35 protein-coding genes and 1 tRNA gene are annotated in these 24,509 nt (G+C 59.0%); 9 read left to right on the top strand and 27 right to left on the bottom strand.

What is annotated here, in order from left to right; all coding sequences use genetic code 11:
* Positions 1-44: 44 nt before the first annotated feature.
* A complete protein-coding gene (locus tag QM647_RS13260) occupies positions 45-1,664 on the top strand; it encodes an MFS transporter (RefSeq protein ID WP_414996008.1) in 1,620 nt (539 codons plus the stop codon).
* A gap of 167 nt (positions 1,665-1,831) precedes the next feature.
* Positions 1,832-3,067 (top strand): Yip1 family protein, encoded by a 1,236-nt coding sequence (locus QM647_RS13255; protein ID WP_414996007.1) that lies wholly within the window; start codon positions 1,832-1,834, stop codon positions 3,065-3,067.
* Here QM647_RS13255 and QM647_RS13250 read toward each other — a convergent pair whose 3' ends face one another.
* Both QM647_RS13250 and QM647_RS13245 read right to left on the bottom strand, forming a co-directional pair.
* Positions 3,068-3,898, bottom strand: coding sequence for an alpha/beta hydrolase (locus QM647_RS13250; RefSeq protein ID WP_414996006.1), 831 nt, complete (start codon positions 3,896-3,898; stop codon positions 3,068-3,070).
* On the bottom strand, positions 3,898-4,566 hold the full coding sequence (locus QM647_RS13245) for a DUF4328 domain-containing protein (RefSeq protein WP_414996005.1): 669 nt from the start codon (positions 4,564-4,566) through the stop codon (positions 3,898-3,900). The genes QM647_RS13250 and QM647_RS13245 overlap by 1 nt, the downstream gene beginning before the upstream one ends.
* Before the next feature lie 142 nt (positions 4,567-4,708).
* On the opposite strand from QM647_RS13245, the gene QM647_RS13240 reads away from it, so the two are divergent.
* Genes QM647_RS13240 through QM647_RS13225 form a run of 4 tightly spaced genes read left to right on the top strand, consistent with a single transcriptional unit; the run spans position 4,709 to position 7,462 of the window.
* Positions 4,709-5,932: an acyltransferase family protein gene (locus tag QM647_RS13240; RefSeq protein ID WP_414996004.1), complete on the top strand. Its 1,224-nt coding sequence runs from the start codon at positions 4,709-4,711 to the stop codon at positions 5,930-5,932.
* Positions 5,929-6,561, top strand: a complete 633-nt coding sequence (locus tag QM647_RS13235) for a hypothetical protein (RefSeq protein ID WP_414996003.1) — start codon at positions 5,929-5,931, stop codon at positions 6,559-6,561. Before QM647_RS13240 ends, QM647_RS13235 begins: the two co-directional genes overlap by 4 nt.
* The gene (locus QM647_RS13230) at positions 6,558-7,160 is read left to right on the top strand and encodes a hypothetical protein (protein WP_414996002.1); all 603 of its coding nucleotides are present in this window, start codon (positions 6,558-6,560) and stop codon (positions 7,158-7,160) included. Before QM647_RS13235 ends, QM647_RS13230 begins: the two co-directional genes overlap by 4 nt.
* 2 nt (positions 7,161-7,162) lie before the next feature.
* Positions 7,163-7,462 (top strand): winged helix-turn-helix domain-containing protein, encoded by a 300-nt coding sequence (locus QM647_RS13225; protein ID WP_414996001.1) that lies wholly within the window; start codon positions 7,163-7,165, stop codon positions 7,460-7,462.
* Here the strand turns inward: QM647_RS13225 and QM647_RS13220 are convergent.
* Both QM647_RS13220 and QM647_RS13215 read right to left on the bottom strand, forming a co-directional pair.
* Entirely contained in the window at positions 7,439-8,356 is a 918-nt protein-coding gene (locus QM647_RS13220; RefSeq protein ID WP_414996000.1) for a DUF817 domain-containing protein, read from the bottom strand. The genes QM647_RS13225 and QM647_RS13220 overlap by 24 nt on opposite strands.
* On the bottom strand, positions 8,343-8,756 hold the full coding sequence (locus QM647_RS13215) for a hypothetical protein (protein WP_414995999.1): 414 nt from the start codon (positions 8,754-8,756) through the stop codon (positions 8,343-8,345). The genes QM647_RS13220 and QM647_RS13215 overlap by 14 nt, the downstream gene beginning before the upstream one ends.
* A 119-nt stretch (positions 8,757-8,875) precedes the next feature.
* On the opposite strand from QM647_RS13215, the gene QM647_RS13210 reads away from it, so the two are divergent.
* Genes QM647_RS13210 through kdsA form a run of 3 tightly spaced genes read left to right on the top strand, consistent with a single transcriptional unit; the run spans position 8,876 to position 11,521 of the window.
* Positions 8,876-9,862, top strand: coding sequence for a KpsF/GutQ family sugar-phosphate isomerase (locus QM647_RS13210; protein ID WP_414995998.1), 987 nt, complete (start codon positions 8,876-8,878; stop codon positions 9,860-9,862).
* On the top strand, positions 9,863-10,645 hold the full coding sequence (locus tag QM647_RS13205; RefSeq protein ID WP_414995997.1) for a 3-deoxy-manno-octulosonate cytidylyltransferase: 783 nt from the start codon (positions 9,863-9,865) through the stop codon (positions 10,643-10,645).
* Positions 10,646-10,657: 12 nt separating this feature from the next.
* A complete protein-coding gene (kdsA, locus tag QM647_RS13200) occupies positions 10,658-11,521 on the top strand; it encodes a 3-deoxy-8-phosphooctulonate synthase (RefSeq protein ID WP_414995996.1) in 864 nt (287 codons plus the stop codon).
* A gap of 127 nt (positions 11,522-11,648) precedes the next feature.
* Here kdsA and QM647_RS13195 read toward each other — a convergent pair whose 3' ends face one another.
* The 23 genes from QM647_RS13195 to QM647_RS13085 form a co-directional block, all read right to left on the bottom strand.
* On the bottom strand, positions 11,649-12,485 hold the full coding sequence (locus QM647_RS13195) for an SDR family NAD(P)-dependent oxidoreductase (protein WP_414995995.1): 837 nt from the start codon (positions 12,483-12,485) through the stop codon (positions 11,649-11,651).
* A gap of 15 nt (positions 12,486-12,500) precedes the next feature.
* Complete coding sequence (locus QM647_RS13190) at positions 12,501-13,505, bottom strand: FUSC family protein (protein ID WP_414995994.1); 1,005 nt, start codon at positions 13,503-13,505, stop codon at positions 12,501-12,503.
* Positions 13,506-13,556: 51 nt separating this feature from the next.
* A tRNA-Gly gene (locus QM647_RS13185) sits at positions 13,557-13,630 on the bottom strand.
* Positions 13,631-13,682: 52 nt separating this feature from the next.
* Positions 13,683-14,723, bottom strand: coding sequence for a tyrosine-type recombinase/integrase (locus QM647_RS13180; protein ID WP_414995993.1), 1,041 nt, complete (start codon positions 14,721-14,723; stop codon positions 13,683-13,685).
* A 113-nt stretch (positions 14,724-14,836) separates the two neighbouring features.
* A complete protein-coding gene (locus QM647_RS13175; protein ID WP_414995992.1) occupies positions 14,837-15,055 on the bottom strand; it encodes a hypothetical protein in 219 nt (72 codons plus the stop codon).
* A complete protein-coding gene (locus QM647_RS13170; protein WP_414995991.1) occupies positions 15,055-15,825 on the bottom strand; it encodes a hypothetical protein in 771 nt (256 codons plus the stop codon). Before QM647_RS13170 ends, QM647_RS13175 begins: the two co-directional genes overlap by 1 nt.
* A gap of 202 nt (positions 15,826-16,027) precedes the next feature.
* Positions 16,028-16,984, bottom strand: coding sequence for a hypothetical protein (locus tag QM647_RS13165; protein WP_414995990.1), 957 nt, complete (start codon positions 16,982-16,984; stop codon positions 16,028-16,030).
* On the bottom strand, positions 16,981-17,235 hold the full coding sequence (locus QM647_RS13160) for a hypothetical protein (RefSeq protein ID WP_414995989.1): 255 nt from the start codon (positions 17,233-17,235) through the stop codon (positions 16,981-16,983). The genes QM647_RS13165 and QM647_RS13160 overlap by 4 nt, the downstream gene beginning before the upstream one ends.
* Entirely contained in the window at positions 17,232-17,918 is a 687-nt protein-coding gene (locus tag QM647_RS13155; RefSeq protein ID WP_414995988.1) for a Lar family restriction alleviation protein, read from the bottom strand. The genes QM647_RS13160 and QM647_RS13155 overlap by 4 nt, the downstream gene beginning before the upstream one ends.
* A 180-nt stretch (positions 17,919-18,098) precedes the next feature.
* Positions 18,099-18,413, bottom strand: coding sequence for a hypothetical protein (locus QM647_RS13150; RefSeq protein ID WP_414995987.1), 315 nt, complete (start codon positions 18,411-18,413; stop codon positions 18,099-18,101).
* A complete protein-coding gene (locus tag QM647_RS13145) occupies positions 18,413-18,937 on the bottom strand; it encodes a hypothetical protein (protein ID WP_414995986.1) in 525 nt (174 codons plus the stop codon). Before QM647_RS13145 ends, QM647_RS13150 begins: the two co-directional genes overlap by 1 nt.
* On the bottom strand, positions 18,930-19,553 hold the full coding sequence (locus QM647_RS13140; protein ID WP_414995985.1) for a hypothetical protein: 624 nt from the start codon (positions 19,551-19,553) through the stop codon (positions 18,930-18,932). The genes QM647_RS13145 and QM647_RS13140 overlap by 8 nt, the downstream gene beginning before the upstream one ends.
* On the bottom strand, positions 19,546-19,812 hold the full coding sequence (locus QM647_RS13135; protein ID WP_414995984.1) for a hypothetical protein: 267 nt from the start codon (positions 19,810-19,812) through the stop codon (positions 19,546-19,548). The genes QM647_RS13140 and QM647_RS13135 overlap by 8 nt, the downstream gene beginning before the upstream one ends.
* A gap of 66 nt (positions 19,813-19,878) precedes the next feature.
* Positions 19,879-20,301, bottom strand: a complete 423-nt coding sequence (locus tag QM647_RS13130) for a hypothetical protein (RefSeq protein WP_414995983.1) — start codon at positions 20,299-20,301, stop codon at positions 19,879-19,881.
* Between the two features lie 10 nt (positions 20,302-20,311).
* The gene (locus tag QM647_RS13125) at positions 20,312-20,671 is read right to left on the bottom strand and encodes an HNH endonuclease signature motif containing protein (RefSeq protein WP_414995982.1); all 360 of its coding nucleotides are present in this window, start codon (positions 20,669-20,671) and stop codon (positions 20,312-20,314) included.
* A complete protein-coding gene (locus QM647_RS13120) occupies positions 20,671-20,895 on the bottom strand; it encodes a hypothetical protein (protein WP_414995981.1) in 225 nt (74 codons plus the stop codon). Before QM647_RS13120 ends, QM647_RS13125 begins: the two co-directional genes overlap by 1 nt.
* Complete coding sequence (locus QM647_RS13115) at positions 20,895-21,191, bottom strand: hypothetical protein (RefSeq protein ID WP_414995980.1); 297 nt, start codon at positions 21,189-21,191, stop codon at positions 20,895-20,897. The genes QM647_RS13120 and QM647_RS13115 overlap by 1 nt, the downstream gene beginning before the upstream one ends.
* Positions 21,188-21,616 carry a hypothetical protein gene (locus QM647_RS13110; RefSeq protein ID WP_414995979.1) on the bottom strand — a complete coding sequence of 143 codons (429 nt, stop codon included), beginning with the start codon at positions 21,614-21,616 and terminating at the stop codon, positions 21,188-21,190. Before QM647_RS13110 ends, QM647_RS13115 begins: the two co-directional genes overlap by 4 nt.
* Positions 21,616-22,590, bottom strand: a complete 975-nt coding sequence (locus QM647_RS13105) for a hypothetical protein (RefSeq protein ID WP_414995978.1) — start codon at positions 22,588-22,590, stop codon at positions 21,616-21,618. Before QM647_RS13105 ends, QM647_RS13110 begins: the two co-directional genes overlap by 1 nt.
* A 2-nt stretch (positions 22,591-22,592) precedes the next feature.
* A complete protein-coding gene (locus QM647_RS13100) occupies positions 22,593-23,357 on the bottom strand; it encodes a hypothetical protein (RefSeq protein WP_414995977.1) in 765 nt (254 codons plus the stop codon).
* Positions 23,357-23,488, bottom strand: a complete 132-nt coding sequence (locus QM647_RS13095) for a hypothetical protein (RefSeq protein WP_414995976.1) — start codon at positions 23,486-23,488, stop codon at positions 23,357-23,359. The genes QM647_RS13100 and QM647_RS13095 overlap by 1 nt, the downstream gene beginning before the upstream one ends.
* Positions 23,485-23,763, bottom strand: coding sequence for a hypothetical protein (locus tag QM647_RS13090; protein WP_414995975.1), 279 nt, complete (start codon positions 23,761-23,763; stop codon positions 23,485-23,487). The genes QM647_RS13095 and QM647_RS13090 overlap by 4 nt, the downstream gene beginning before the upstream one ends.
* A partial coding sequence (locus tag QM647_RS13085; protein WP_414995974.1) for a hypothetical protein occupies positions 23,763-24,509 on the bottom strand: 747 nt, incomplete at its 5' end. The genes QM647_RS13090 and QM647_RS13085, both read right to left, overlap by 1 nt.

The following is a 24,509-nucleotide window of genomic DNA, read 5'->3' as shown; positions in this document are numbered from 1 at the left end:
GGGGTTGAGACGTTATGGGCGAACAGGCACATAAAAAGCAAAGCATGGCTTTGGTAATCGGCGCATCGTCGCTGGGCACCATTTTCGAATGGTTCGATTTCTACATTTTCGGCACGCTGGCCGCCATCATGGGGGCGCAGTTCTTCGAGGTGAAGGGCATCAACCCGACCACCTCTTTCATCTTCGCCCTGCTGGCCCTGGCTGCCGGTTTTGTGGTCCGGCCCTTCGGCGCCATGGTTTTCGGCGGCATGGGCGATAAGGTCGGCCGCAAGCATACCTTCCTGATCACCATGATCATCATGGGCCTCTCGACCTTCCTGGTCGGCGTCCTGCCCACCTATCACCAGATCGGCATCGCCGCCCCCATCATCCTGATCGGCCTGCGCCTGGTGCAGGGCCTGGCCATGGGCGGCGAATACGGCGGGGCCGCCACCTATGTGGCCGAGCATTCGCCGGACAACAAGCGCGGCCAGATGACGGCGTGGATCCAGACCACCGCCACGCTCGGCCTGTTGCTGGCCCTCGTCGCCATCGGCGTCACGCAACACTATGTCAGCGAGGACGATTTCAAGGAATGGGGCTGGCGCGTGCCCTTCCTGTTCTCGATCGTGCTGCTGGCCGTCTCGATCTGGATCCGCATGAAGCTCAATGAAAGCCCGATCTTCCAGGCCATGAAGGCGGAAAGACGTACGGCCAAGTCGCCGCTTAGCGAGGCCTTTCTGAAATGGTCGAACCTGAAGATCGTGCTGATCGCCCTGTTCGGTCTCGTGGCCGGGCAGGGGGTCGTGTGGTACACCGGCCAGTTCTACGCCCTGTTCTTTTTGCAGAAGATGCTGCACGTCGATCTCGCCACCTCCTACTGGCTGATCGGCGCGGCCCTGCTGATCGGCACGCCCTTCTTCATCTTTTTCGGCTGGCTGTCAGACCGTATCGGCCGCAAGCCGATCATCCTGGCCGGGCTGGTGTTGGCGGCCATCGGCTACTTCCCGCTGTTTCAGATGCTGACCGGTGCGGTCAGCCCGGCCCTCGAACACGCGCAAAAGGCCTCGCCGGTGGTGGTGGTGGCCGATCAAGCGGCGTGCGCCGTCCAGTTCGATCCGGTCGGCAAGGCGAAGTTCCTGCAATCCTGCGATATCGCCAAGTCCTATCTCGCCAAGAACGGCATCAGCTATACCAATGAAGCCGCCCCTGCCGGGACTATCGCCAGCGTCCGCATCGGCCAGACAGTGATCCCGTCCTTTGAAGGCACTGGTCTGGCTGCGGAAGCCGTAAAAGCCGGCCAGACCGACTTCGCCAAGGCGGTCGGCGACGCGCTGAAGATTGCCGGTTATCCTGCCAAGGCGGATACGGCGCAGATCAACTTCCCGAAGACGATCGGCATACTGACCGCGCTGGTGCTGCTCGTCACCATGGTCTATGCGCCCATGGCGGCGGCCCTGGTCGAGATGTTTCCGGCGCGCATCCGCTACAGCGCCATGTCGCTGCCCTATCACTTCGGCAATGGCTGGTTTGGCGGCCTGCTGCCCTTCATCGCCTTCACCATCGTTGCGGCGACAGGCGGCATGTATGACGGCCTGTGGTACGCCATCGGCGTGGCGGTCGTGACGGTAGTGATCGGCCTGTTTACGGTGAAGGACAACCGGCACGTCGATTTTAGGGAATAAGTCCCTTCCGGACATCACGAAACGTTGAAAGCAAAAGGCCCCCGGTTGACTGGACCGGGGGTTCTTTTTTGGCCATCGTTCCCTCTCCGGGGCCACATGTCCCGCCGATATAGTGCCCGCGTATTTCATCCATAATTCTGAGGCATAATTCCAAGGGCGATATTTCCATGGCTGACGATACCCCGCCACCCATCCAGGCACCCGATCCCAATCCTAACGCCAATCCGCAAAATCCAAACAACCTGATCGAGCGTGTTCAGGCTATTCTGCTGAAACCATCGCCCACCTGGGACGTGATCGAGCATGAAACGCCGACAGTCCAGCAGCTCTACACCAGCTACATCATGCCGCTGGCGGCCATCGGACCGGTGGCCAGCGCCATTGGCGGCGTGGTGTTCGGCATAGGCGTCTTGGGTTTTTCCTACCATACGCCGCTGGTCATGGCGATTGTCGGTGCCGCCGTCAGCTACGTGCTGTCGCTGATACTGATCTATGTGGTGGCCTTGATCATCGATGCGTTGGCGCCCAGCTTCAATGGCCAGAAGAACTTCATCCAGGCACTGAAACTGGCCGCCTATGCCTCCACGGCCGGGTGGGTAGGGGCCATCTTCGGCCTGTTGCCGGCGCTCGGCATACTCAGCCTGCTGGCGGCGCTTTACGGCATCTACCTGTTCTATCTGGGCTTGCCGAAACTGATGAAAAGCCCGGCGGACAAGACGGTGGTCTATATGATCGTTATCGCCGTGGTCTATATCGTTCTGGCGGCGATTGTCGGTACGATTGTCGGCGGCATCACCAGCGCCGGAATGATGGCGACCGGCGGATTGGGTAGCCTTTCCCTCAATAACCATGCTGTAGTCGCGCCGAATATCGACAAGGTGGAAGCCGCCGCCAGCCAGATGCAGGTCGCGGCGAACCAGATGGCCGCTCAGGCTTCGGCGGGTCAGACTGGCCAGTCGACGATCAAGCTGGCCGACGCCACGGCGCTTCTGGCCCTGCTGCCGCCCACGCTCAATGGCGCCGCGCGCACGGATGACAATACCAGTTCCGGCGGCGCCGGCGGTATCGCCGTATCCAGCGCCAAGGGTACCTATCATATCGGCGACGGCACGGTGAACGTGACGGTGACCGACATGGGATCGGTGGCCGGCATCGGCGCCATGGCGGCGGCGATGAACCTGAATACATCGAGTAGCAGCGCCGGCGGCTATGAAAAGGTCACGACCCAGAACGGCCACATGGTCAGCGAGAAGTGGGACAGTACTACCAAGCATGGTGAATACACCATCGTCTCCGATGGCCGGATCAGCGTTGAGGCCGATGGCGACAATGTCGATATGGCGACTCTGAAATCGGTGGTTTCCGGTATCGATATCGGCCACGCCAAGGCCCTGACGCAATAATTAAAACGGGGGTTCCGTGTCCGGCAGGCCAAGGAACTTCCAGTAATAGGAATACACGCCATCGCGGGTCAGGGTATTATGCTCTGACCCGCGCATGCGTATGAAGACCTTCGGTGCATTGGTCAGCTGGTAGAGGCGCTCGCTTTCCGCGAAGGGGATGATGCTGTCGCGATCCCCGTGCGCGATCAGCACTGGCATGTGAACCTCCCTGATGCGTTCCCGGCTCAGGAACTTGTCCTTCATCAGCAGGCTTACGGGGATATAGGGGTAGCGTTCGGCGGCCACATCGCTGGCGGCGGTAAAGGGCGCTTCCAGTATCAGGGCCCTTGCCGGACGCTGCGTGGCCACATAGGTAGCGACGCCGGTGCCCAGGCTATGGCCGTGGATGACGATATCGCTGTCCCTGAACCCTTGCGCCTTCAGCCAGTCATAGGCCGCCAGCCCATCGATCAGCAGTCCTTTTTCGGTTGGTTTGCCGGTCGAGCCGGAATAGCCGCGATAGGCGAGGGCCAGAAAACCAACGCCGGCCTTGTGCATGCGCAGATAGCGCCATTTCCCCACCATCAGAGTCCCGCCCTGGCCATGGAAAAACAGGATGATCGGCTTGCCGGGCTGCGGCGGTTCATAGACGGCCTGAAGCGTTTCGCCATCGGGCGTATGAATGCGGATATCCTGTAGCGCGAGGCCGCTTATCGCAATGGGCTCGGTCTCCGGTTCGGGATGGAAAAGAATGTGGCACTGCTCAAAATATAGATAGCCCACCGCCAGCAGCCAGACCGCCAGAGCCGTCCCCACCAGGCCGATCATAGTATTGCGCAGTATTCGAAGCATCAGAAAATATCCGCGCTGACGATGATGCCCGGCTTGGGCTGGTTGCGTTGGGTCAACAGGATGACCGCAATAGCAAGGCACTGCGCCAAAATGCCGATGACCATCATGGAGACGAGCCAGCTTATTATCGTGTCGCTCATGTCGCGTCTGTATTCGCCAAGGCGGGCGATGATCACAACACCGGCGAAACTGAGAACACCGGCAGTCGGGCTTGCCAGAATGCGCGCGACCCACCACGACAAAATGATCAGGCGCCGCGCGCCCGATATGCGTCTATGGGTCAGGTTCAGGCCCAGCATAGCCTGCACAGGCAGCCACAGGCTTACAACCGGGACAAACCAGCCGAGCCAGGACCACTGTCTGGATACGGGAAAATTGGTATGGCGATGTGCATTGCTGATCAAGCGAAAGCTCCACCAGGCCATGATCATAAGCATTATAGATCGGACCGCGATCTGCACGATCATGATCAGAAACAGCATGCCTACGATCATGGTGTTTTGAGCAACTGGTTCCGCAGAGGGCATTGAGAACGTCGCGGTACCGTTATTCAGGGCCAGGTTGAGTGCGATCGCTATCGCTCCCAGTACGATGTCTACACCGGCCATGATGACCAGGGCGATGCTCTGCCCCTTGCCGGTATGTACCCTTGGCGCCTGTGACGTCATCCGGTTCCCCCTGTCCCCGCGTCACTATCCGGGAGCGGAATACACAATGCAAGGGTGGATTTGTTAAACCAGTTTACACTTTAAACTTGTTGATGTATTTGTCCACAGATCGAGGCATGAGGCCTCATCATGGGAGGCCGTCATGGCGCAGAATCCAAGTTTGACGAGTGAGCGTTTCCACGATCTCGATGCCGTGCGCGGCCTGGCGCTTTTGCTGGGCGTGGCGTTGCATACGAGTATGTCCTTTATCGAACCGCAGGTCTGGCTCCTGAAGGACGACAGCGCGTCCGCGGGCCTGGGCGTGCTGTTCTATGTCATCCATATGTTCCGCATGACGACCTTCTTCGTCATGGCCGGTTTCTTCGCCCATATGCTGATGGAGAAGCGTGGCCTTGGCGGCTTTATCAAAAACCGCCTGATCCGCGTCGGGGCGCCCCTGGCCATCTTCTGGCCGATCGTCTTTGCCTCCATCATCGCTGTGATGATCATTGCCTTCGCGCCGCCGCCAGGCGCACCGGCCGTACCCGCCGCCCCGCCGCCCCCCTTGTCGGCCAAGACCTTTCCGCTGACCCATCTGTGGTTTCTCTATGCCCTGCTGTGGCTCTATGGCGGCGCCATCGTGCTCAAGCTGGTGACGGATCTGTTGCGCATCGGCGGCGTTCTTGGCCGGATGTTTGATGCCGTTGTCGGGTGCCTGACGCGCACCGATCTGATGGGCGTCGTCCTGATCCTGCCGGCCTTTGCCGCCCTCTCTGCCAACCCCGCCTGGCTGATGTGGTTCGGCATCCCCACCCCGGATACGGGTGTTATACTCAATACACCGGCCCTGGCGGGTTTCACCACGGCCTTTGTGTTTGGCTGGTTCCTGCATCGCTCACCGGACCTGCTGGGGCATCTGGCGCAGCGCTGGTGGGCGCATCTGCCCGCCGCTATGCTCGGTACGGTCATCTGTCTGAACATGGTGGGTCTTACGCCGGTCATAACGCCGGTAAAGGGCAGCGAACATCCGTTATATCTCGCCCTTTACCTGCTCACCGGCTGGTCATGGACGCTGGGCCTGATCGGTGCCGCCCATGCCTTCCTCAAGCGTGAAAATCCGGTGCTGCGCTATCTGTCGGATGCCTCCTACTGGATCTATATCCTGCACATCCCGGTGGTGATGGGACTGCAACTGGCGACGCGCCATGTCGCTGCGCCGGCCGAACTGAAATTCGCCGCTATCCTGCTGGCGACGGTGATGATCGGACTGTTCACCTATCAATTTATGGTACGCTACAGCTTCATCGGGGCGATTCTCAATGGCCGCCGCCGTAAGGCAAAGCCCGCACCCAAGGGCCAGGCGACCCTAATAGGAGATCGGGCATGACAGAAAACAGCGAGGACATCCATAAGGACCTCGCCTTCCTTCGGGCGCTCGTCAGCGAGGGCCCGAAGGCGCAAGGGGCGGCCGGCATCGTCTTCCTGACCGCCGGCCTGGCCTATGGTGTCGATTGCCTGGCCTACTGGGCGCAAGGGGCATTCGGCTGGCCGCAGACCGGGCTGATCGCGTGGGCGCTGATCCTGTTTCCCATCGTCGTATCCGTTCCGGTCATTATCTACGTCGCCTGGAAAAGCCGCAAGGCGGGTGAGCAGGGCGTCGCCACGCGAGCGCTCAATGCCGCCTATGGTTCGGCCGGCCTGGCCAATCTCTCCATTGCCATCGTCTTCGGCTATGTGGCCAGCGTGCAGAAAAGTATGCTGATCTGGCTGCTCTATCCGGTGGTGATCTGCGCCTTTCTGGGTGCGGTCTGGTATGTCGCCTACATGATCCGGCGCAAGCTGTGGCTGGTCGGCATTTCCGCCGGCTGGTTCCTCACCACTGTGGCGCTGGGACTGCTGATCCGCCACACCCAGGCCTATCTGCTCGTGCTCGGCATCGCCCTGATCGTGCTGATGGGGGGCGCTGGCTGGGCCATGGTGGCTCTGGACCGCCGGCAAAAGGCAGGTGAGATATGAGCAAGGATATTCAGGCCGATCTGGCCTTTGTGAAGGCGCTCGTCAGCGAAGGCGCGCGGGTGCGGATTTCCGGCGGCGCGCTCTATCTGACCGGCGGCGTATGCTATGGCCTGCAATGCCTGGTGCAATGGATTCATCTGGCAGGTATCGTCAATATCGGCGGGCTGGGCAACCTGATCGCCGGCATATTGCCCACCGTGGTCTTCCTGGCCGTGATGTGTGTCATCCTGTGGCGCGATCGCAAGGTGCCGAAAAATGGCGTGGCGACGCGGGCGCTCAATGCCGCCTTCAGCAGCGCCGGACTGGCCAATCTCTTCATGGTCGGCGTTTTCGCCTACGCCGCCATTACCGAAAAAAGCATACTGATCTGGCTGTTGTATCCCATCACGGTCTGCGCCTTCCAGGGCGCCGTGTGGTTCACCGCCTATATGATCCGCAAGGAGGCCTGGCTGGCCGTTATATCCGCCGGCTGGTTCGTCACCACCCTGACCCTGGGCCTGCTGATCGGCACGCCGCACTATGTGCTGGTCCTGGGGCTGGCCCTGTTCGTCATCATGGGCGGCGGCGGCTGGTACATGATGCGGCAGGCGCAAAAATAATCATGGCTGGTTTCGACATTAATAAACTTGATGATGCCATTCACGGACGCCTGCGTTTAGGCGTAATGGCCTATCTGATGGATGCCGAGGCCGCCGATTTCAATGAGCTGAAGGCGGTACTGGAGGCGACACAGGGCAATCTGTCGGTCCATCTGCGCAAGCTGGAAGAGGCGGGCTATGTCGAGATCATCAAGAGCTTCCAGGGCCGCAAACCCCTGACCCGTGCTCACATAACGCCCGCCGGCCGCAAGGCCTTCGCCGACTATCTCGAAGCTCTGTCAAATCTGGTGGCCAGACGTTAAACGCTGAAACCATAGACGATAACCGCCTGTTTGTTCGGGCTCGCCATCGGGTGCTTTCGGTTTGAAAATCAGCGTCACCGTTACGAAACTGATGATCAACAACAGGCCCCAGGCGCCCATTTTTTGAATAGAAACCAGATGCCACGCCTTGCCGGGATAGTTCCAGGTATGGGTCAGCGTGCCGATATTTTCCGCCAGCCACAGGAAGAAGGCCGTCAACGTCCCTGCCAGCAGATAAGGCATGGAATGGACGGTCTGATCGATGCGGAAGAAGACGAAGCAACGGAAATAGATCACGAAGATGGCCGCGAAGATCAGGTAGCGGAAATCAAACAGGAAATGGTGGGTGAAGAAGTTCACATAGATCACCAGCGCCAGCAGGTAAGTCACCCATGGCTTCGGATAGTGCGAAAAGCGCATATCGAAGACACGAATGGCCCGCGCTATGAATGAGCCGACACTGCCATACATGAAGCCGGTAAACAGCGGCACTCCGCCGATATGGAAGATCGACGGCTCCGGATAGGCCCATGAGCCCATATGGGTTTTGAAGACCTCCATGATCGTGCCGGTGATATGGTAGAGGCAGATGACCTTCACCTCGTCGAAGGTTTCCAGTCGCGTCCACAGCAGCAGACACTGAATACCGATCGCAGCGGCCAGAAGGAAGTCATAACGATAGATCGGACTGTTGGCGGGCCAGATCAGGTGAGTGACGATCATCAGCCCCAGCATTCCGGCGCCGAACAGGCACGACCACGCCATTTTCAGCCCGAACAGCACAAACTCGCGCAACGGCCCCGGCAGGACCAGCAAGGTGTGTCTGATCCAGCGCCGGACCGGTTGCAGAAAGGGCGCGAGGGGGTGAGTGGGAGCCGTGTCAGACCGTTTCATACTTTGCGACTTCCACGGCTTCATCGTTTCCACTGTTACGGATCATCAAAAACTTGCCTTCGTAATTTCCATAACGGCCGTGGATCCGCCATATGCCTTCAATCTCGTTGTTTTCAGCATTTAAGGCGCCAACATAAAAGACATTATGGCTCCAACCATTGTTGCCATCGTAGGTTTTCATGAAGGTGACATTCGCAACATCGCGCTTACCGACGACATCAGCGTTTTGATCACTTGATGTGCCATTGCTATGCGTAATCGTTTCGTGAACGGTCCCGGAAAGATGACCACTACTATCGATCAAAACTGCGATGAAATGATTTTCAGGCACATAAGGCTGAGTGACATAGCTATATAGCCCGTGCCAAACACCCGTCAGGTTTTGTGAATTACGATCCATAGGCCCCTCGACTATGGCCAATATTAGGTGAAGTCCTTGTGAGGGGCAATCTGCGCATTGGGATTGTTCCCCTATGCCAACCTTGCTAAGAGGGGCGCTCAGTTCCATATGGTGTGACTATGAGCCTAAGCCCGACATCCGAAATCAACAGCCGCACCGAGATTCTCGCCACCGGGGCGCGCGTGATGCGCACGGAAGGTGAGGCGCTGCTGCTGTTTGCCGGTTCTCTGTCGGAATCGTTCGTGCGGGCGGTTGAGGTGATGTATGCCGTCAAGGGGCGGGTGATCCTGTCCGGCATGGGCAAGTCGGGTCATATCGCCGCCAAGATCACCGCCACCCTGGCCTCCACCGGCACGCCGGCGCAGTTTGTCCACCCGGCCGAGGCCTCGCATGGCGACCTTGGCATGATCACGCCCGATGATGTGGTCGTGGTGCTGTCGAACTCCGGTGAGACCTCGGAACTGAGCGACATCATCCACCATACCCGTCGCTTCCAGATCCCGCTGATCGGCGTAGCCTCGCGCCCGGACTCGACCCTGCTCAAGGCGGCCGATATCGCCCTGGTCCTGCCCAATGCGCCGGAAGCCTGCGCCATCGGCATGGCGCCGACCACCTCGACCACCATGACCCTGGCGCTCGGCGATGCCCTGGCCGTGGCGATCATGGAAAAGCGCGGCTTCCAGCCGACCGATTTCAAGACCTTCCATCCCGGCGGCAAGCTGGGTGCGCAACTGCTGCCGGTCTCCGGTCTGATGCACTCAGGCGAGGCCCTGCCGCTGGTCACCGAACAGACCCCGATGGGCGAGGCCCTGCTGGTGATGACCGCCAAGAGCTTCGGCGTGGTCGGCATCACTGACGTCAACGGCAAGCTGACCGGCATCATCACCGACGGTGACCTGCGCCGCAATATGACCGGCCTGATGGACAAGACCGCCAAGCAGGTCATGCACGCCGGTCCGCGCACCATCCGCCCCGATGCCTTGGCCGCCGAGGCGCTGGGCATCATGAACGACAAGAAGATTACCTGCCTGTTCGCGGTCGATGACCACAACAAGCCGGTCGGCCTGATCCATATTCACGATTGCCTGCGCGCCGGAGTTGCCTAAGTGAAGACGATTATTCTTATCCCCGCGCGCTATGCCTCGACGCGCTATCCCGGCAAGCCGCTGGTCATGCTGACCGGCAAGGATGGCGTGCCGAAGTCGCTGATCCAGCGGTCCTGGGAAGCGGCCAAGGGTGTCGAGGGCGTGTCGTCGGTCTATGTCTGTACCGATGACGACCGCATCCGTGACGCCGCCGAAGCCTTCGGCGCCCAGGTCATCATGACCTCGGAATCCTGCGCCAACGGCACCGAGCGCTGCGCCGAGGCCATGCACAAGCTGAAAGAGTCGGCCGATCTCTATGTCAACCTGCAAGGGGACGCGCCGCTGACCCCCGCCTGGTTCGTCGAGGATCTGATCCGCGAGATGAAGACCTATCCGGATGTCGATATGGCCACGCCGGTGCTGCGCTGTGACGCCCAGACCTACGCCAATTTCGTCGAGGACCGTCAGAATGGCCGCGTCGGCGGCACCACGGCGGTGTTTGATCGCCACATGAACGCACTCTATTTCTCAAAGGAAGTCATTCCCTACACGGGCAAGACCTTCAGCGAGGGCGACACCATTCCCGTCTTCCACCATGTCGGCGTCTATGCCTATCGCGGCGAGGCGCTGAACAGCTATCTGAAATGGCCGGTCGGACCTCTGGAAACCTATGAGGGTCTGGAACAACTGCGCTTCCTGGAAAACGGCACGGCCATCCGCTGCGTCGAGGTCGATGGCCGCGGTCGCGTGTTCTGGGAACTGAATAACCCCGTCGATGTCGCCCGCATTGAACAAGTGATTTAAGGAAGTAAGCTCATGTCGATCCAGCCGCAGCACGTCAAAACCAAGACCTTCGAGATCGGCGATTTCGGCCAGCCGAAGATCACGGTCGGCGGTGATGAGCCGTTCGTCCTGATCGCCGGTCCCTGCCAGATCGAAAGCCTCGACCACGCCCTGATGATGGCCGAGAAGATCGCCGAGGCATGTGCGCCATCGGGCACGAAGTTCATATACAAGTCGAGCTACGACAAGGCGAACCGGTCGAGCATCGGCACGGCCCGCGGCATCGGCATGGAGGAAGGCCTCGATATCCTGGCCGCGGTGCGCGACAAGTTCGGCTGCCCGGTCCTGACCGACGTGCATGACGCCGGTCAGTGCGAGCCGGTGGGCAAGCAGGTCGATGTCATCCAGATCCCGGCTTTCCTGTGCCGCCAGACCGATCTGCTGCTGGCCGCCGGCGCCACCGGCCGTACGATCAATGTCAAGAAGGGCCAGTTCCTGGCGCCGTGGGACATGAAGAACGTCGCCAACAAGATCGCCTCGACCGGCAATGAGCGTATCCTGCTGTGCGATCGCGGCACCTCGTTCGGCTACAACACCCTGGTCAGCGATTTCCGTGGCCTGCCGATCATGGCCCAGACGGGTTATCCGGTGATGTTCGACGCCACCCACTCGGTGCAGCAGCCGGGCGGCCAGGGCACGACCTCCGGCGGTCAGCGTGAGTTCGCCCCGGTGCTGGCGCGCGCCGCCTGCGCGGTTGGCGTCTCCGCTGTCTTCATCGAAACCCACGAAGACCCCGATCATGCGCCTTCGGACGGCCCCAACATGATCTATATCGACAAGATGCAGGACCTGATCACCACACTGCGTGCGTTCGACGATCTGGCGAAGGGCAAATAAGTTATGGGGTGTGGGGTCCGTGACCCCACAAACCTTGCCTTGTTCCAAAGAAAAACCCGGTCCAAAAGACCGGGTTTTTCTTTGGAAGCAGAGAAGACTTGGGGCCACAGGCCCCAAACCCAATAACCTATTTTTTCTCCACAAATGCCTTAAACGCATCGGCATAATCCGGGTGCCAGCGCGACAGCGGCGGGCGGTTCTCGATCACATCGCCAATCGCCCAGGCCATGCGCTTCTCATCCAGCGCACGCGGCACATCATTATCCGGACACAGAATATAAAAGTCACCGCGCCCGACGCTCTCCAGCATGAAATCGATCGTCTCTTCCGAAGTCCACGCCCCCGCCGGCTTTTCCGTCTGGCCGCCCTGCGTCATCCCGGTCCAGACATAGCCGGGGATCAGCAGGTGCGCCGTCACCGCCGGGTTCGCACCATTGCGCAGTTCATGTTGCAACGCTTCGGTAAAGGCCTTCACACCGGCTTTCGAGACATTGTAAGCCGGATTGCCCGGCGGCGTGGTGATGCCCTGCTTGGAGCCGGTGTTTATGATCAAACCCGGCTTGCCGCTGGCCACCATGGCGGGGGCAAAGGCCTGGGTACCGTGAATGACTCCCCACAGATTGACATCGAGCACCCGCTGCCAGCTCTCACCTGTCAGCGCGGAACTGCCGCCACCGCTGATGGCGGCATTGTTCATCAGCACATCGATGTCCGGAAACTGACGCGCCAGATCGAACAGGGTGTCGCGATCGCTGATATCCGCCTCGATCGTCACCACACCATGCGGCACACTGGCCTCTGCGGCGATGGCGTCGCTGGCGGCCTTCAGGCGGTCCTGGCCCAGATCGACCAGATGGACCGCCAGCCCCAGTGTCGCCAAACGTTTGGCGGCCGCCAGACCAATGCCGGAGGCGCCGCCGGTGATCAGAGCCTTGTTGCCGGATTTGAGAGCAGGGTGTGTCATAGGGACTCCTTGGGTTCAGATGGCGAAATCGCGCGCAACGGTTTTGCTGGCGATCCACATGACGGCGATGGCGATCAGCCCGCCCAGCAGGGTGGCATAAACGCGTTGTTCCGCGCCGTGAAGCGCCGAGACATGCGCCACGTAAAGCAGCATGACGGCGGTAAAGCTCACGGCCAGCGAAAAGGCAGCATAGCGCGCCTTGATCAGGGCATAGGCACATCCCGCGCCAATCACGCACAACACGAGATCGAGCCAGCCGAGCGCCGGCAAAACAAAGGTCAGAGCGGTCGCTACCGCGCAGCCGGCGACATTACCGATCAACCGCTCAAAACCGCGCTGCCGGGTCAGCTGATATTTCGGTTTGAGCACGATCAAAGCGGTCATCGGTGCCCAATAGGCCTTGTCGAGGTGCAGACCGTAGGCCGCCAGCATGCCTAAGCAAACACTGGCGCCGGCCACCAGCCCATAGACGGTCAGGGTGCGGCGCGTGGCGGGAATGGGCACATTGCGCTGCGCCTTGGGGTGGCCACGCGGGATCAACCGGTCGAGTGCCAGAACACAGATCATCTGGAACGCGCCGCCCAGGGCGACAATACCGGCGCGGTGCAGGGCGGCATCGAGATCGCTGGCATAGTGGCTGGCCAGCAGAAGCGCGATGGTTGCTTGCAGCGACACCCACCAGATATCTTCGTCAATCAGGGCCAGGCAGGCGCAACCGGCAGCCGCAACAGTTACCAGTGGCAGATATATGAAAAAATGCCCGGCGGTCAGGGAACCCACCAGGGCGGCCGCGGTCATCAGCGCGGCGGCGCCCAGCATCGAACGCGTCTGGTGAAACCGGCGCAGACCGAACCCGACCGAGAACGCCGCGCCGGCGGCCATGGCGGCGGTCAGGGTGTCATGCGTCATCAGACCATACAGCAGACAAGCCGCCAGTCCGGGTACGCAGACCACAGCATGGTGCCAGTCAAACGGCTGGAAAAAGGAGGAGAACGTCTGAACGCGGTCTTTAAAGGACACGAAGGTGCCGCCTGCGCTATCAAGTTACGGGTCCAGGGTCTGTGACCCTGGTGGAGCGGGTGAAGGGAATCGAACCCTCGTATTCAGCTTGGGAAGCTGCTGCTCTACCATTGAGCTACACCCGCTAACCGTCAGGATTAATTGGTGTTTCCGGAATTTCCCGAAGCCAAAACCATGTCAGTTTACAGTCTGGTTTACATCGATGTTCGCCAGACGTTTCCCCAATGCCACAACGATGGCCGCGTCGTCAACGTACCGGCGGCGAATTTCTGCGACCTGCTCGACTTCCCATCCCATGACTTCGGCGATCTCGCGGTCGGTCAGTCGGGCGCCTGGAATCGTCATCAGTTTGGTCGCGAATGTGCCGCGCACATCGTGCAGCCGCTTCCACTTCTTTTTGCCCTCGTCATCTTCATAAGCGAGGTAATGGCGGCCATAGATCGGCTTGCCCTTGGCATCATGCCCGATAATCTCTCGCGCGTTGTTCCGGGTCGTTTGAATGCTGCTGTTAAGGCCGCTCACCGTCCAGCTGGTTCCGTGCATGGTCACAAGTACGGTGTCCACACCCGGCTTGCGTGTCCGCGTTCTGAGGTCAGCCAGCAGGTCTTCAAGACCAGGGATGATCGGCACGACCACGCGGCGGCGCTTCCCAGCACTTTTTTTCAGAGCGGTGATCTGGACCGCGAACTCGCCGATATCCGACCACCTGAGCGTCACCAAGTCCTGCCGGCGCAAACCGGTCATCGAAGCCAGGCGTATCGCGTCCCACACCGGCTGTTGCGCCGCCTCGGCAAAATGGTCGAAGTCTTCCTGTGTCCAGATCACCTCTGCGCGGTGGCCGCCCTGGTATATCGTCGGGATGTCGGCAGCGACGTTGATAGTGACCAAGCCGCGCAGGCGGCCGTATGCGAGAAGGCGATTCAAGCTGGCTATCCGCGTGTCAGCCGCACGGGGCGTGTCTTTCATTTCGTCGCGCCACTTGACCACCTGCGTCACCATGCGTGGGTCGCTCCAAAGACGCAGGGGCACATTCGCCCATCTATCGAGCACACGGTCCAGGGCGTCGCTCCAAAGCTTCTTCGTGCCCTTGGCGAGGCGTTCCCAATCGGGGTTCGCATCGGAGCGATATCCGGCCACCAATGAACGGATGTCGCCTTTGTTGATCGGTTTGGCAGTTTCATACGCGGCGGCTATGGCTTTGACGTCGTCTGGGGTCATGACGGGCCGTGCACCGCCCTCTTGCGTTCGAATGCGTGGGCCGCCGCGCCAGGCGTAAACGTACCAAGAGGCTGTTTGATCCGCCATTATCTTGCGAACGATATGGACGCCTTCTACCCCAGTTTTCCGCTTGCCAGCCATTCTTCAAATTCATCCTTAGGGGCGGTGGCGCCAACGGCCGCCTGATCCAGAACCTTTATGACCCCTGCGCGGGAAACTTCAACCCCGACCACAGTCAGGCCCAATTCGCGGGCCGTTTCGACCGCGCGCTTTACTGCGGCCTTGGTAGGGTAGTGGTCGGTGCGTTCAGCGTATTTGCGTTGTGCGGCCATCATTCCCCCTTTGCCTGTGCGGCGGCGCGGGTGTCCAGCAGATCATTCAGAAAAGCCAGCGCATAGCTATTGGCACTTTCAAGGCTTGCTTGAGATCGTTCCGCACTCATCGCCTTCAGGATTGTATTTCGAGCGTGCAAGGCAAGCTTCTTCGCCGCTTCCAGTTCATTGCGCAATTCTTCAATCTGCACCTCGGCAATGATTGCGCGGTTAGGTGTCCCATGGCGCGCGATCATCTGCTTGTGGCTGGCGTCATGGATTGCAAGAACCTGCTGGTCACTGAGGCGGTTGAGAAAGTCAGTGCCTTCCAGTTCATTGCGGAGGGCGTCACGTTCGGCGTTTGCTTTTTCAACAGCCTTCATACACCTATTGTAGTGCTGTTGCTGATTGGCGTGTAGAGCGTTTCGTTCCCCCTCCACAGCCGCTAGGCGAAGCTCAACGGCATCACGCGACTTAATGGTGTCTTTGAACATTTGCTCAAAATTCTCGCAACGTTCACGGATGGCGTTGATTGTTTCATTGGCCTCAATAAGCTTTTGGTTCATGACGGCGTTTAAGCCAGTAAAGCCGCCTGCTTCTTTCTCCGCCTCAAGCTTGGCGATGTGATCCGCTCGTGTTTCGGCTAGATCAAGAGCGGCGGTGATTTTGGCCACGTTAGGACGTAAGTCTGTCCATTCGTCTCTTCCGGCCAGCAGGAAAAAGGCTCCATTTGGCATCTCTTTCAAAGCCTCATGGGCTTCTGTTATAACTGGTGATGTGGGGGCGGTCATACTCCGATAATCCTTCTTATATCGCGCCGTGCATCTTCGTACCCTTTGTTATAGGTATTGATGTAGCGGTCTATTTGGAGCCAGGTATGCTCTTCCTCGCCATAATCGTATGAGAAAAAGTGGCCCTTAAACCAAATCTGACGAAAGTTCATAAAGTCGTTCGGCGGCTTGACCTCGAAATCTTTGCGAGAAACATGCGGCATTACTCGCCCCCATCGCTAGGTGAGGTGGGCAGAGGCTCAAATCGGCCGTCTTCAAACTCTTTGACCTGCCGGACCCAAATCGCACCGTCTTGCCCGCGGTAGATCACAACGTCATCATCGTCAGCGGCGAATTCCGTCGAACACTGCATTTTGCCGCGCCCAATTTCGGTATAGAGCGTTCCGCGCTTCTTGTGCATCCAATCAGGTACAGCGGCGGGGGCTGAACGGAGATAGAGGGCTTCAATATCATATTCCTCCAAATCCCACTTTCCAGGGTCCGCAAGGGGCTCGGACGCGAAGTAGGACCATGCCGCAGCACTGAGGCGATGACGCATACGCCACGCCACCGGCTCATTAGGTACAGCGGCAGGGGACCGGCCAAGAAATACAGGACTTATTGGAAAATCATGGCCAACATATTTTTCAATGTTGGAACGATTGAAATCAAGGAACTTCGTACCGCCCGGTGAGGTCTCGGCATAATACCCAATCGGCTCATCAGATTGTGCTGGTGGGGCGGGGAATGTGACGCTTGGGAATAGTTGAATGAACGCGTCCGTGACTGACTCCGTATAATCGCATCCCGCTTCCTTAAAATCAGGATCGGGGTCGTCAGGGTCGTAATTGGCATCAACCGCTTCGCAGCCCTCGATATACGCATTACGAATTAGATCGCGCACACCATCATATTGATGTTCGGACAGCGCCCAGCCTGTTTGTCCCTCATCCGTTATCGACAAATCGGGTTGATGATCATTTTCGTCGGTTTGTGAGCGGCAAAGCACTGCGGAAAGTTCGGCAATCTGTTTCGCAGGGACCATCAAAGACGTGTGCTTGGCATTGCCGTCACGAAGTTCGACCATGAAATCACTGCCGACCTGAAAGACGGCGAGGAACTTGACGTACTGTTCGCCGTCATTGCGTTCTGGTGCGGTGTAACCGAATATCTGTTTCATTGATCTGCCTCCAATAGTTTGGCCAGATTTGGGGCGCTCCGAATGAGGCGATGCAGGAATTTCGCTCGCTGCCCTCCCACGGTCAGTTCGGCAGGCTTATGACCACGCCATATCCGTTCGCCGGTTTCGCTGTCGTATTTCGGGCCACGGTCATCAATTCCGCCGCTAAAGTAGCGCATTCCCTGGTCAGGATTATCGAGCCATTTCAGGCCTTCGATGAGTTCGGAAACAGTCATGTCGCGGTCGCTCATTGGTCGCCTCCAGCACTTCCCTTTTCGGTCACTGGGGAGAGCCGTGTGCGGGCGGCGGATTCGAGGGCTGTGCGAGCGGATTCGATGGTCTCAAATGTTCCGAACGGCCCGAAGAAGCCATTTCCAAGCTCAAAATCCCAACCTGGATGCGCCGCGTCAGGCGAATGAACGTGCCCGATAGACACTTTGTTGAAAAGCAGAACGTTCGGGTCATCCTTGCCCCACTCCAGTTCAACCCCTGCATCTGTAACTGTTAGGCTCATTGAGGAGCCAGCTTCACGAATGGCGTCAAAGTAAGCCTGCATCACATCATCAGCGGTAAACGCGCCTTCTTCGCCCTCTGATCCATGGTCAAGCAAGTTGCCGCGCTTTTGAAGGTCAGCGACCATGGAGCGCCAAAGATCGTTCGTCGCACCTTGAGCACCGGTTGCGCCTTCGTCAAAACCTTCTTGCCAAGCCTCAGCTTTGATTTCGTCAACGTCCTTTTCAGTCAGCCACTCGCTGTCACCTGTTGGATTGTCGGGGCGGTTGTTCCAATCATCCGCAGCCCGTTCTTCAGTGTCGTAAGCTGATCTCGACATGTCGCAGACAGAGCAGTACGCAAACCAGTCACCGTGGCTTTTATCTACCTGAGCATTGCCGCCACAAAATGGGCATGGCTTCAGCGCTGTTTGCTTATTCATGGTTGGTTTTCCACTTCGGCAGGCAGTAAATTAAGATGCGGGAAAAGCAGGCGAAGGCTATCAGCGCGGCGGGGGCACGAAATATCCACGGCCATTCCATGCTGATTGTCTGGAGCAGGACAATGGCCGTGATGAAGCTGACCCACGGGCGCTGTGCGCGCATTTTAAGCCATAAAGATTTCATCGCGCCTCACCTCCCTTAAGGGCTTGGCGGCCTGCGTTGACAATTTCGTCCCATTTTTCAGGCTCCTTTGCAGCAGCCATGAGTTCGAGCAATACGGCCATAAATTCCGCTGGCTCAATCTGAGATGCCTCGATGCCCATTATTCCGGCAAGTGTGCCAGAGGCGTTTCCGTATGCTGAAAACAGGCCCGATATTGAAACGGCAAGCATTTGATCGTGCGTCTCGCAGAGCTGCATGACACTGCGGATTGCGTCGCCTGTTCGTTCGCGACAAAGCCTCGAAAGATCGAGTGTGACTGATGTGTTTTCCATCACCCCATCCCCTTTGCACGAGAGATTTCAGGCGGCCTGATCGCGTTCAGAACCTTGCGAACAAGCATGGCGTTTTCAACAGCCTCATCGGTGCCGTTACCGATAGCTTCGACCTCCAGATATGCCAGAGCGTGTTGTGCACCTTCCCAGTCTGAACGCGTAACCAGTTCCTTATTGATGTCTGGAGCGGGACGGGTGTAGATAGGCTCCGACATTGCGACGGTCCTGCGGTGAAAAACACGAATGTCCTTCGCGTCGATGCTGCCATGCCGTTGCATATCCAAAAGAGTTTGCAAGGTTCCCGGTGCCACGAAAGCCACAGGAACCGCCTCCTGCGGAGCGGGTCCGTCATTGACGACCCGCAATAAATGTTCAGCGAAGACTTTCGCGCTTTCTTGTGGATCGCCCTCAAACTCGTACTGAGAGCCATTCCATTTGAGCTTGCCGAAACCCTGGATCACATAATTAGGGGTTGGGTTAGCAAGGCTGGCCGTAAAGCCAGCGGTAAGGCTTGTGTCAGTCATTGGGTTGCTCCACCCGCTTGAATTCGACAATCCAAACCCAAGGGTTGGAAGCCCACGGGAACTTTAACCCATTGATCGAGTCCCAAAGACGCTCCCAAACATCATGCTCATTCATGATTGATGAGCCGGGCGGCATACCAATATTCACCGCGTCTTCGCGCCATTCGAGCCACTCGTCGGTGATTGCGCCCTCCGCATAAATATCATCTTTGGATATGTCGTTGAGGCGTTCGACGCGAACGTCGGTGATTTCAAGCGTGATGCGGCTAGCCCAGCGAGGCATGTGAATTGATGGCTTCCAGCGAATTTCCGCGACTTCATCTGGCGTGAAATCGTACCAGTCGCGGTCAAAGGCAGACGCGCGATAATAAGCTTCATTTGGCGCAAGGCCTCCAGTAGAGAAGGCTTCCCGCACCCAAAGACGATCGCCAACCTTCCCGTATGGGCACTTCACATCAATCCAACCTTCTTGCCATGCCGCGTTCATGGTCTCAGAGTCGAACTCGTCAGCGCGCGGTCCTGGTGCAGGCTTGATAACACGGCGCGTCATCTTCTTGCGACCATCAAGGATCGCGCGGACCATAGGCGCGCTGAAAAGAATGGGGCGCTCAGCCATTGGAGGCCACCTTCTTCATAAAACGGCCATTGGAGTGGCGGATGCTGACTTGTGCGCGGAGGGCAGACAGTTCAGCGTCCTTGTCCGCAATATCGCGCTCGTGATCGTGGCGCATGTTTTCGTGACAGCGGTTCCAGCCGGTATTCCAAACGCTGGACCAGAGGGCGGGAAAGACGGCCTTCAGGGCATGGTTGCGGTCAAGGCTGTTCTTTCCGAATAGAACGGTCCAGCAGTTGCGAAAATACGGTAGGATGATCATGTCTCTGTTCCTGTGATAGAGCCAAATCGGGCGGCGCTTATTGGGCAACCGCCCGCCCTTGGCTGGTTAATCTTCGTCGGCTTCAAACTTGTCGAAATCGATGCGCCAGTCCGCGATCACGCCGTCAGCGCCGATATCCATGATGATGTAATCGCCGTAGCCGTTGTCCTTCGGGCTGAGCATCTTCGGGACGTAGCCGTCGTGTTCCGCAACCACGTTCTTGTCGGCATCCAGGAGGGCATACAGGCCGGCGTCACAGACCTTGTAGTGAACCGACGCCGTGATGCCTTCGGGCCAGTCAACGATCTTTCCAGATTCGATGTCGATTAGCGGCTTCCAGGCATCGCCCGCGGCAAACGGGATAGTGGGTTTCGACTCGTCATCTTCTTTGCCATTGACGGTGGCGTCTTCCCAATAGCGGACACCGGCATCGACGCGCAGGAACTTGACTTCCTGCTCGACCTTTTTCGTTATGGTGATTGTTGGCATTGTCTCTCTCCTAGCTTTCACGGCGGACAAACCCGCCTCCAATTTTGGCCTTCCAGCCTGACGCTTTTGTCCCCGGCATCGGCCTGAACTGAGCCTTGCGAATGCCGCGATCCTTGCGGCCCTTCCGGTCGGCTTCCTGCGTCACCCGGCCCTCTTCGGCAGACTTGCCTTTGTGGCACGGCAGGCAGATGATCCGGCCATTGCCGACCTCGGCCTTGCCGCCTTCCCAACAAGGCTTAATGTGGTCGACGTCGTACTGACCGCGCTTGATCATGGCTTGGCAGACCTCGCAGTACGGCCAGCCGAAGCGCTGCATGTTGCGCTTGAGGATCTCGTCCTTCTGGCGGGAGGTGAATTCGTCTCTGGCCATCACTTCACCGCCTCGACCTTCTCAATCCCAGCTTGCCAGACACGTCCGTCCATAAGGATGCCGGTGATGACATTCTTCGCGGTCACATAGGCTTCGTCAAAGTCGCGGGCCGATATTTCGATGGTGGGGTTCTTGAGGTTTTGATTGCCTGAATGCCAACTCTCGACTTCGCGCTTTACCGAATGGTAGGTCCAGACATAGAAGCGGATGGAGAACTTGTTCATCATGCCGCTCCCGTAGCTTTGGCTATGGCGGCGCGCAGAACGGCCACAGGGTCGCAGTCGCGCCAGTCGCCATCCATTCCGCCGGTAAGATGTCCAATGGCGACCTGGCAGGCGTCGAGTAATTCGGGAGCGGCGCTGAACAGATGTGCATTCGCCACCTTCTCGGTGCCAGCTCCCCACAATGAGGCGATTTTTCGCTCATTGGCATCGGTCAGGTAGACATGGCCAGACGTTGACCCGTCTTGGATGAAGCCTGTGAACGATAGTGGCCCTGGAGTGTGCTTCACTTCCATCACGCCGCCTCCCGCTGATCGTCAGACAGCTTGACGCGGAGGTCGGGCGACAGCCAGTTCCACAAACCGCAAGCCTTCCAGAACGCGACGGCCTTAGCGAAAAACTGGTTGAACCCCGTCTGGTCCAGCTTGTCGAATGCGATGCTGTCGGGGAACGCCATGTATTCGCCGCTCGGAAGCTGGCAGATGCTCACCAGCCCGACCTTGATCTTCGTGGCGCTGTGAATGTCGGATTCCGTGCCGTTGGCACCGGACTTGACCATCGACCGTAGGCACTGAAAGTAAAGCCGGTGATGCGGTAGGCTGCGCTTGCGAGTGACCTTCACCATCAGGGCGCTGTTTTCCGGAAGGGTGCGCAGGTCGTCCTCGGCAAGAGCGTCCCACGCCTTGAGGACACTCCCGTCACGCTTCATGAGAATGTCGCTCATCAGACCGGCACCCTGTCTTCATGGATGGTGATGCCGGGGATGCCGGAGCGCTTGCCAGCCTTAATGTCGGCGTTGGCAAACTGGAGAACCATCGCCTCAAGCGCGGCCTGATATTCCGGTAACCTATCTTCGCGATAGTGCTTGAGCGCCTCGATGCGGTCCGTCACTTCGGCGCGGAATACGCTCCGCAGGCCAATGGCACGCGCGCCACCCGTTTCGACCTGTGCCCGCTGGCGGTTGGCTACCCCGAGTTCAATGGCGGCCTCTCGGGCTTTGTCCATTTCCGCAATGGCGGCATCGCGCTCATCGATGTCATCGCTGATATGGGTGTGGGATATTGCCTCTTCGGCAATGCGGCGTTGTTCCGCCTCGATGGCTGCAAGACGCTGACGTTCGGCCTGTTGCTCACGCTCGACTTTGACCATCCACTTGCCGATGGCGTTTTTGAGTGCCGTCTCCATGCGCACAGCTATGCCGACAACCTTCTTGGTATTGCCGATCAGGGTGTTGAAACGTTCTTGCACTTCGTTGGCTGCCGTATCGTGGGGCAGCTTTTCTGCTTTGCGGGCCTCGTCGGCCTCGGATGAAGCCTTGCGCACCATGTCCAGCAGGCGGCCGAGTTCGTTCGCTTGTTCCTGGCTGGTGACTTCAGCGCCATCGAGCCAGTTTCCCGCTTCGATGCGTAGGTCTTCCAACTTGGCTTTGACCGCCTCGAAGGGCGTCAATTCTGGCGCGCCGTTATGGCCTTCGACAGCCTCCGCGACAGTCGCGGCGGATTCGGCTGCCTCACGTTCGGCGTCGAGCTTATCACGCTGAGCAGATAGGGCCGCGATGACGGGGGCCATATCGTCACGGCCCTCGCGCTCAAGTTTGGCGATGGCGTTGACGATGTGTGGGTAGGCCATACTGGTGATGAGCATGGCGCCCTTAGATGACATGTAGTGCGTCGGAATGGTTTGTGCGGTGTCGGCCATGATTAAGCCACCTCATCGAATTGTTGGGATTGAGCGACGGCATCTTTGATCCGCGCCAGATGATCGTTGTAGATATCGGCCAGCTTAGGCAGATCGCCGGGGAACACCTTGGGCTGGTAGTATTTCATGCCATTGTCGAGGCGCTCGATGGTCACGCACTTTGAGAAATTGGCAGATACTTCAGCGAAGATATCGGCGGCCTCGGGTGCGGGCTGTTGCTTGGCGGGCGCCTTTTGCTCCGCCTTTTGCTCCGCCTTTTGCTCCGCCTCTTTCGTCGGAGTGGGCGCAGGCTCATCATCGGCATGGAGGTCGCCCTTGTGCCAAAGATCCAGAGCCGCACCAAACCGCATGGCCGCATTGCGCAATGCGTCACCGATCACTTCCTTGATGGCGTCCCCGCCCTGCTTGCCCTCTGCGTGGCCGTAGCCGAGGCGGGTGTGGCCGCATATAGTCAGCTTGATCCACATGCCTTTGTTGGCGTCGAGCGAAGGCGTGCCGTCAGCCAGCAGGGCAACCGGCTCCCAATTCCAGCACGGGTCTACGTCCAACAGGCGATCAGTTATGGCGGCGTGGCCCACGTAGTCGAGGTGCTGCACGTCCTTGTGGTGCCAGCCACCGCATTGAGTGCACCGGATGCCGATCTTGTAATCTGCCTTTAGGGCGTCGGTCTGCGCCTTCGTGGGAACAGGCTTCTTACTGATCTGGTTCGGAAGGAATGGCGCGCGGAGCAGCTTCAGCTTTTCCGGGGAGATGTTGCAGTCGGACATTATTGAACTCCCATGATGATGAATGCGCCGGCAATCAGAGCGATGGCGGCAGCGGTTGCGATGTAGGGCCAGCGAGAGCGGGGCTTGGCGCGGAACTCCAGCGGGCAGTCGAAGGGATATTGCGGGGTCATGCTCGCAGCCCTTGCCGAACCTCGGACCAGGCGGCGCGCAGATCACGCAGCTTGTCGCGATAACCCGCAGCCTTGATCACGTCCTTGGCCTGCGCATGGAGCGCGGCGGCCCGTTCATAGGTCTGAGCCAGCTGGAACGCCTCATCTAGCGTAATGGCCTCATCACCCATGTCTGTGCGGTGAATGATGCCGCCAGCGATGGCCCGGAAGTGCGGCGGACGAACCGCCACAAACCGAGGGTGCATGCCGATGGGGGTGATGATGCAGAGGGACATCAGGCCACCGCCTCGGTAGTTTTGACCGGATCACCCCAGATGTCACACTCGTAAACCGGGGCGCAGCACCCTTTGGCCTTGACCTTGGCTGGGTATGAACCGGTGGGGTGCGTCACGATATCTTCGAGGCGCACAGGGCAAGCGACATACTTTTCGGGGTTCGTGACGAACTGATGGGTATGTCGGGGCGTAGGGCTGAAATACAGCGCACCAGGGCCGCACTCCGGTTCGGCACGGAACTTGTCAACCGATGGCGTCAGGCCGGGTGTGTAGTCGCCGCCCCAGTGGGATTTGAACTGCGCATCGACCGCCTTGTACAGGATGGCCACACCATCAACGACGCGGGCACCGTAATAGTCGCACCAGTCCTGCGGCGTCTCTTTCTTGATTTCGACGGAGTGGCCGCCAGTGACTGTCACGTCGCCTTCATAGTGCACGGCGACGTTAGGGCCGGCGTTGAACGAGATAGACATGCGGGCGGTGACGCGGAGCATCGAATAGCCGAAGGCTTCGATGCTCGGTGCTGAGGCCCCCCACGTCACGATGCTCGGTGCTGAGGCCCCCCACGTCTCGATGCGCGGTGCTGAGGTCTCCCGCGTCTCGATGCGCGGTGCTGAGGTCTCCCGCGTCTCGATGCTCGGTGCTGAGGCCCCCCACGTCACGATGCTCGGTGCTGAGGCCCCCCACGTCTCGATGCGCGGTGCTGAGGTCTCCCGCGTCTCGATGCGCGGTGCTGAGGTCTCCCG

It is taken from the genome of Asticcacaulis sp. (genome assembly GCF_047605585.1).
In the GTDB taxonomy this organism is placed as follows: Bacteria; Pseudomonadota; Alphaproteobacteria; order Caulobacterales; family Caulobacteraceae; genus Asticcacaulis.
Note: the sequence above shows the minus strand (reverse complement) of the source record. Positions and strands in the feature narration are given on the sequence as shown.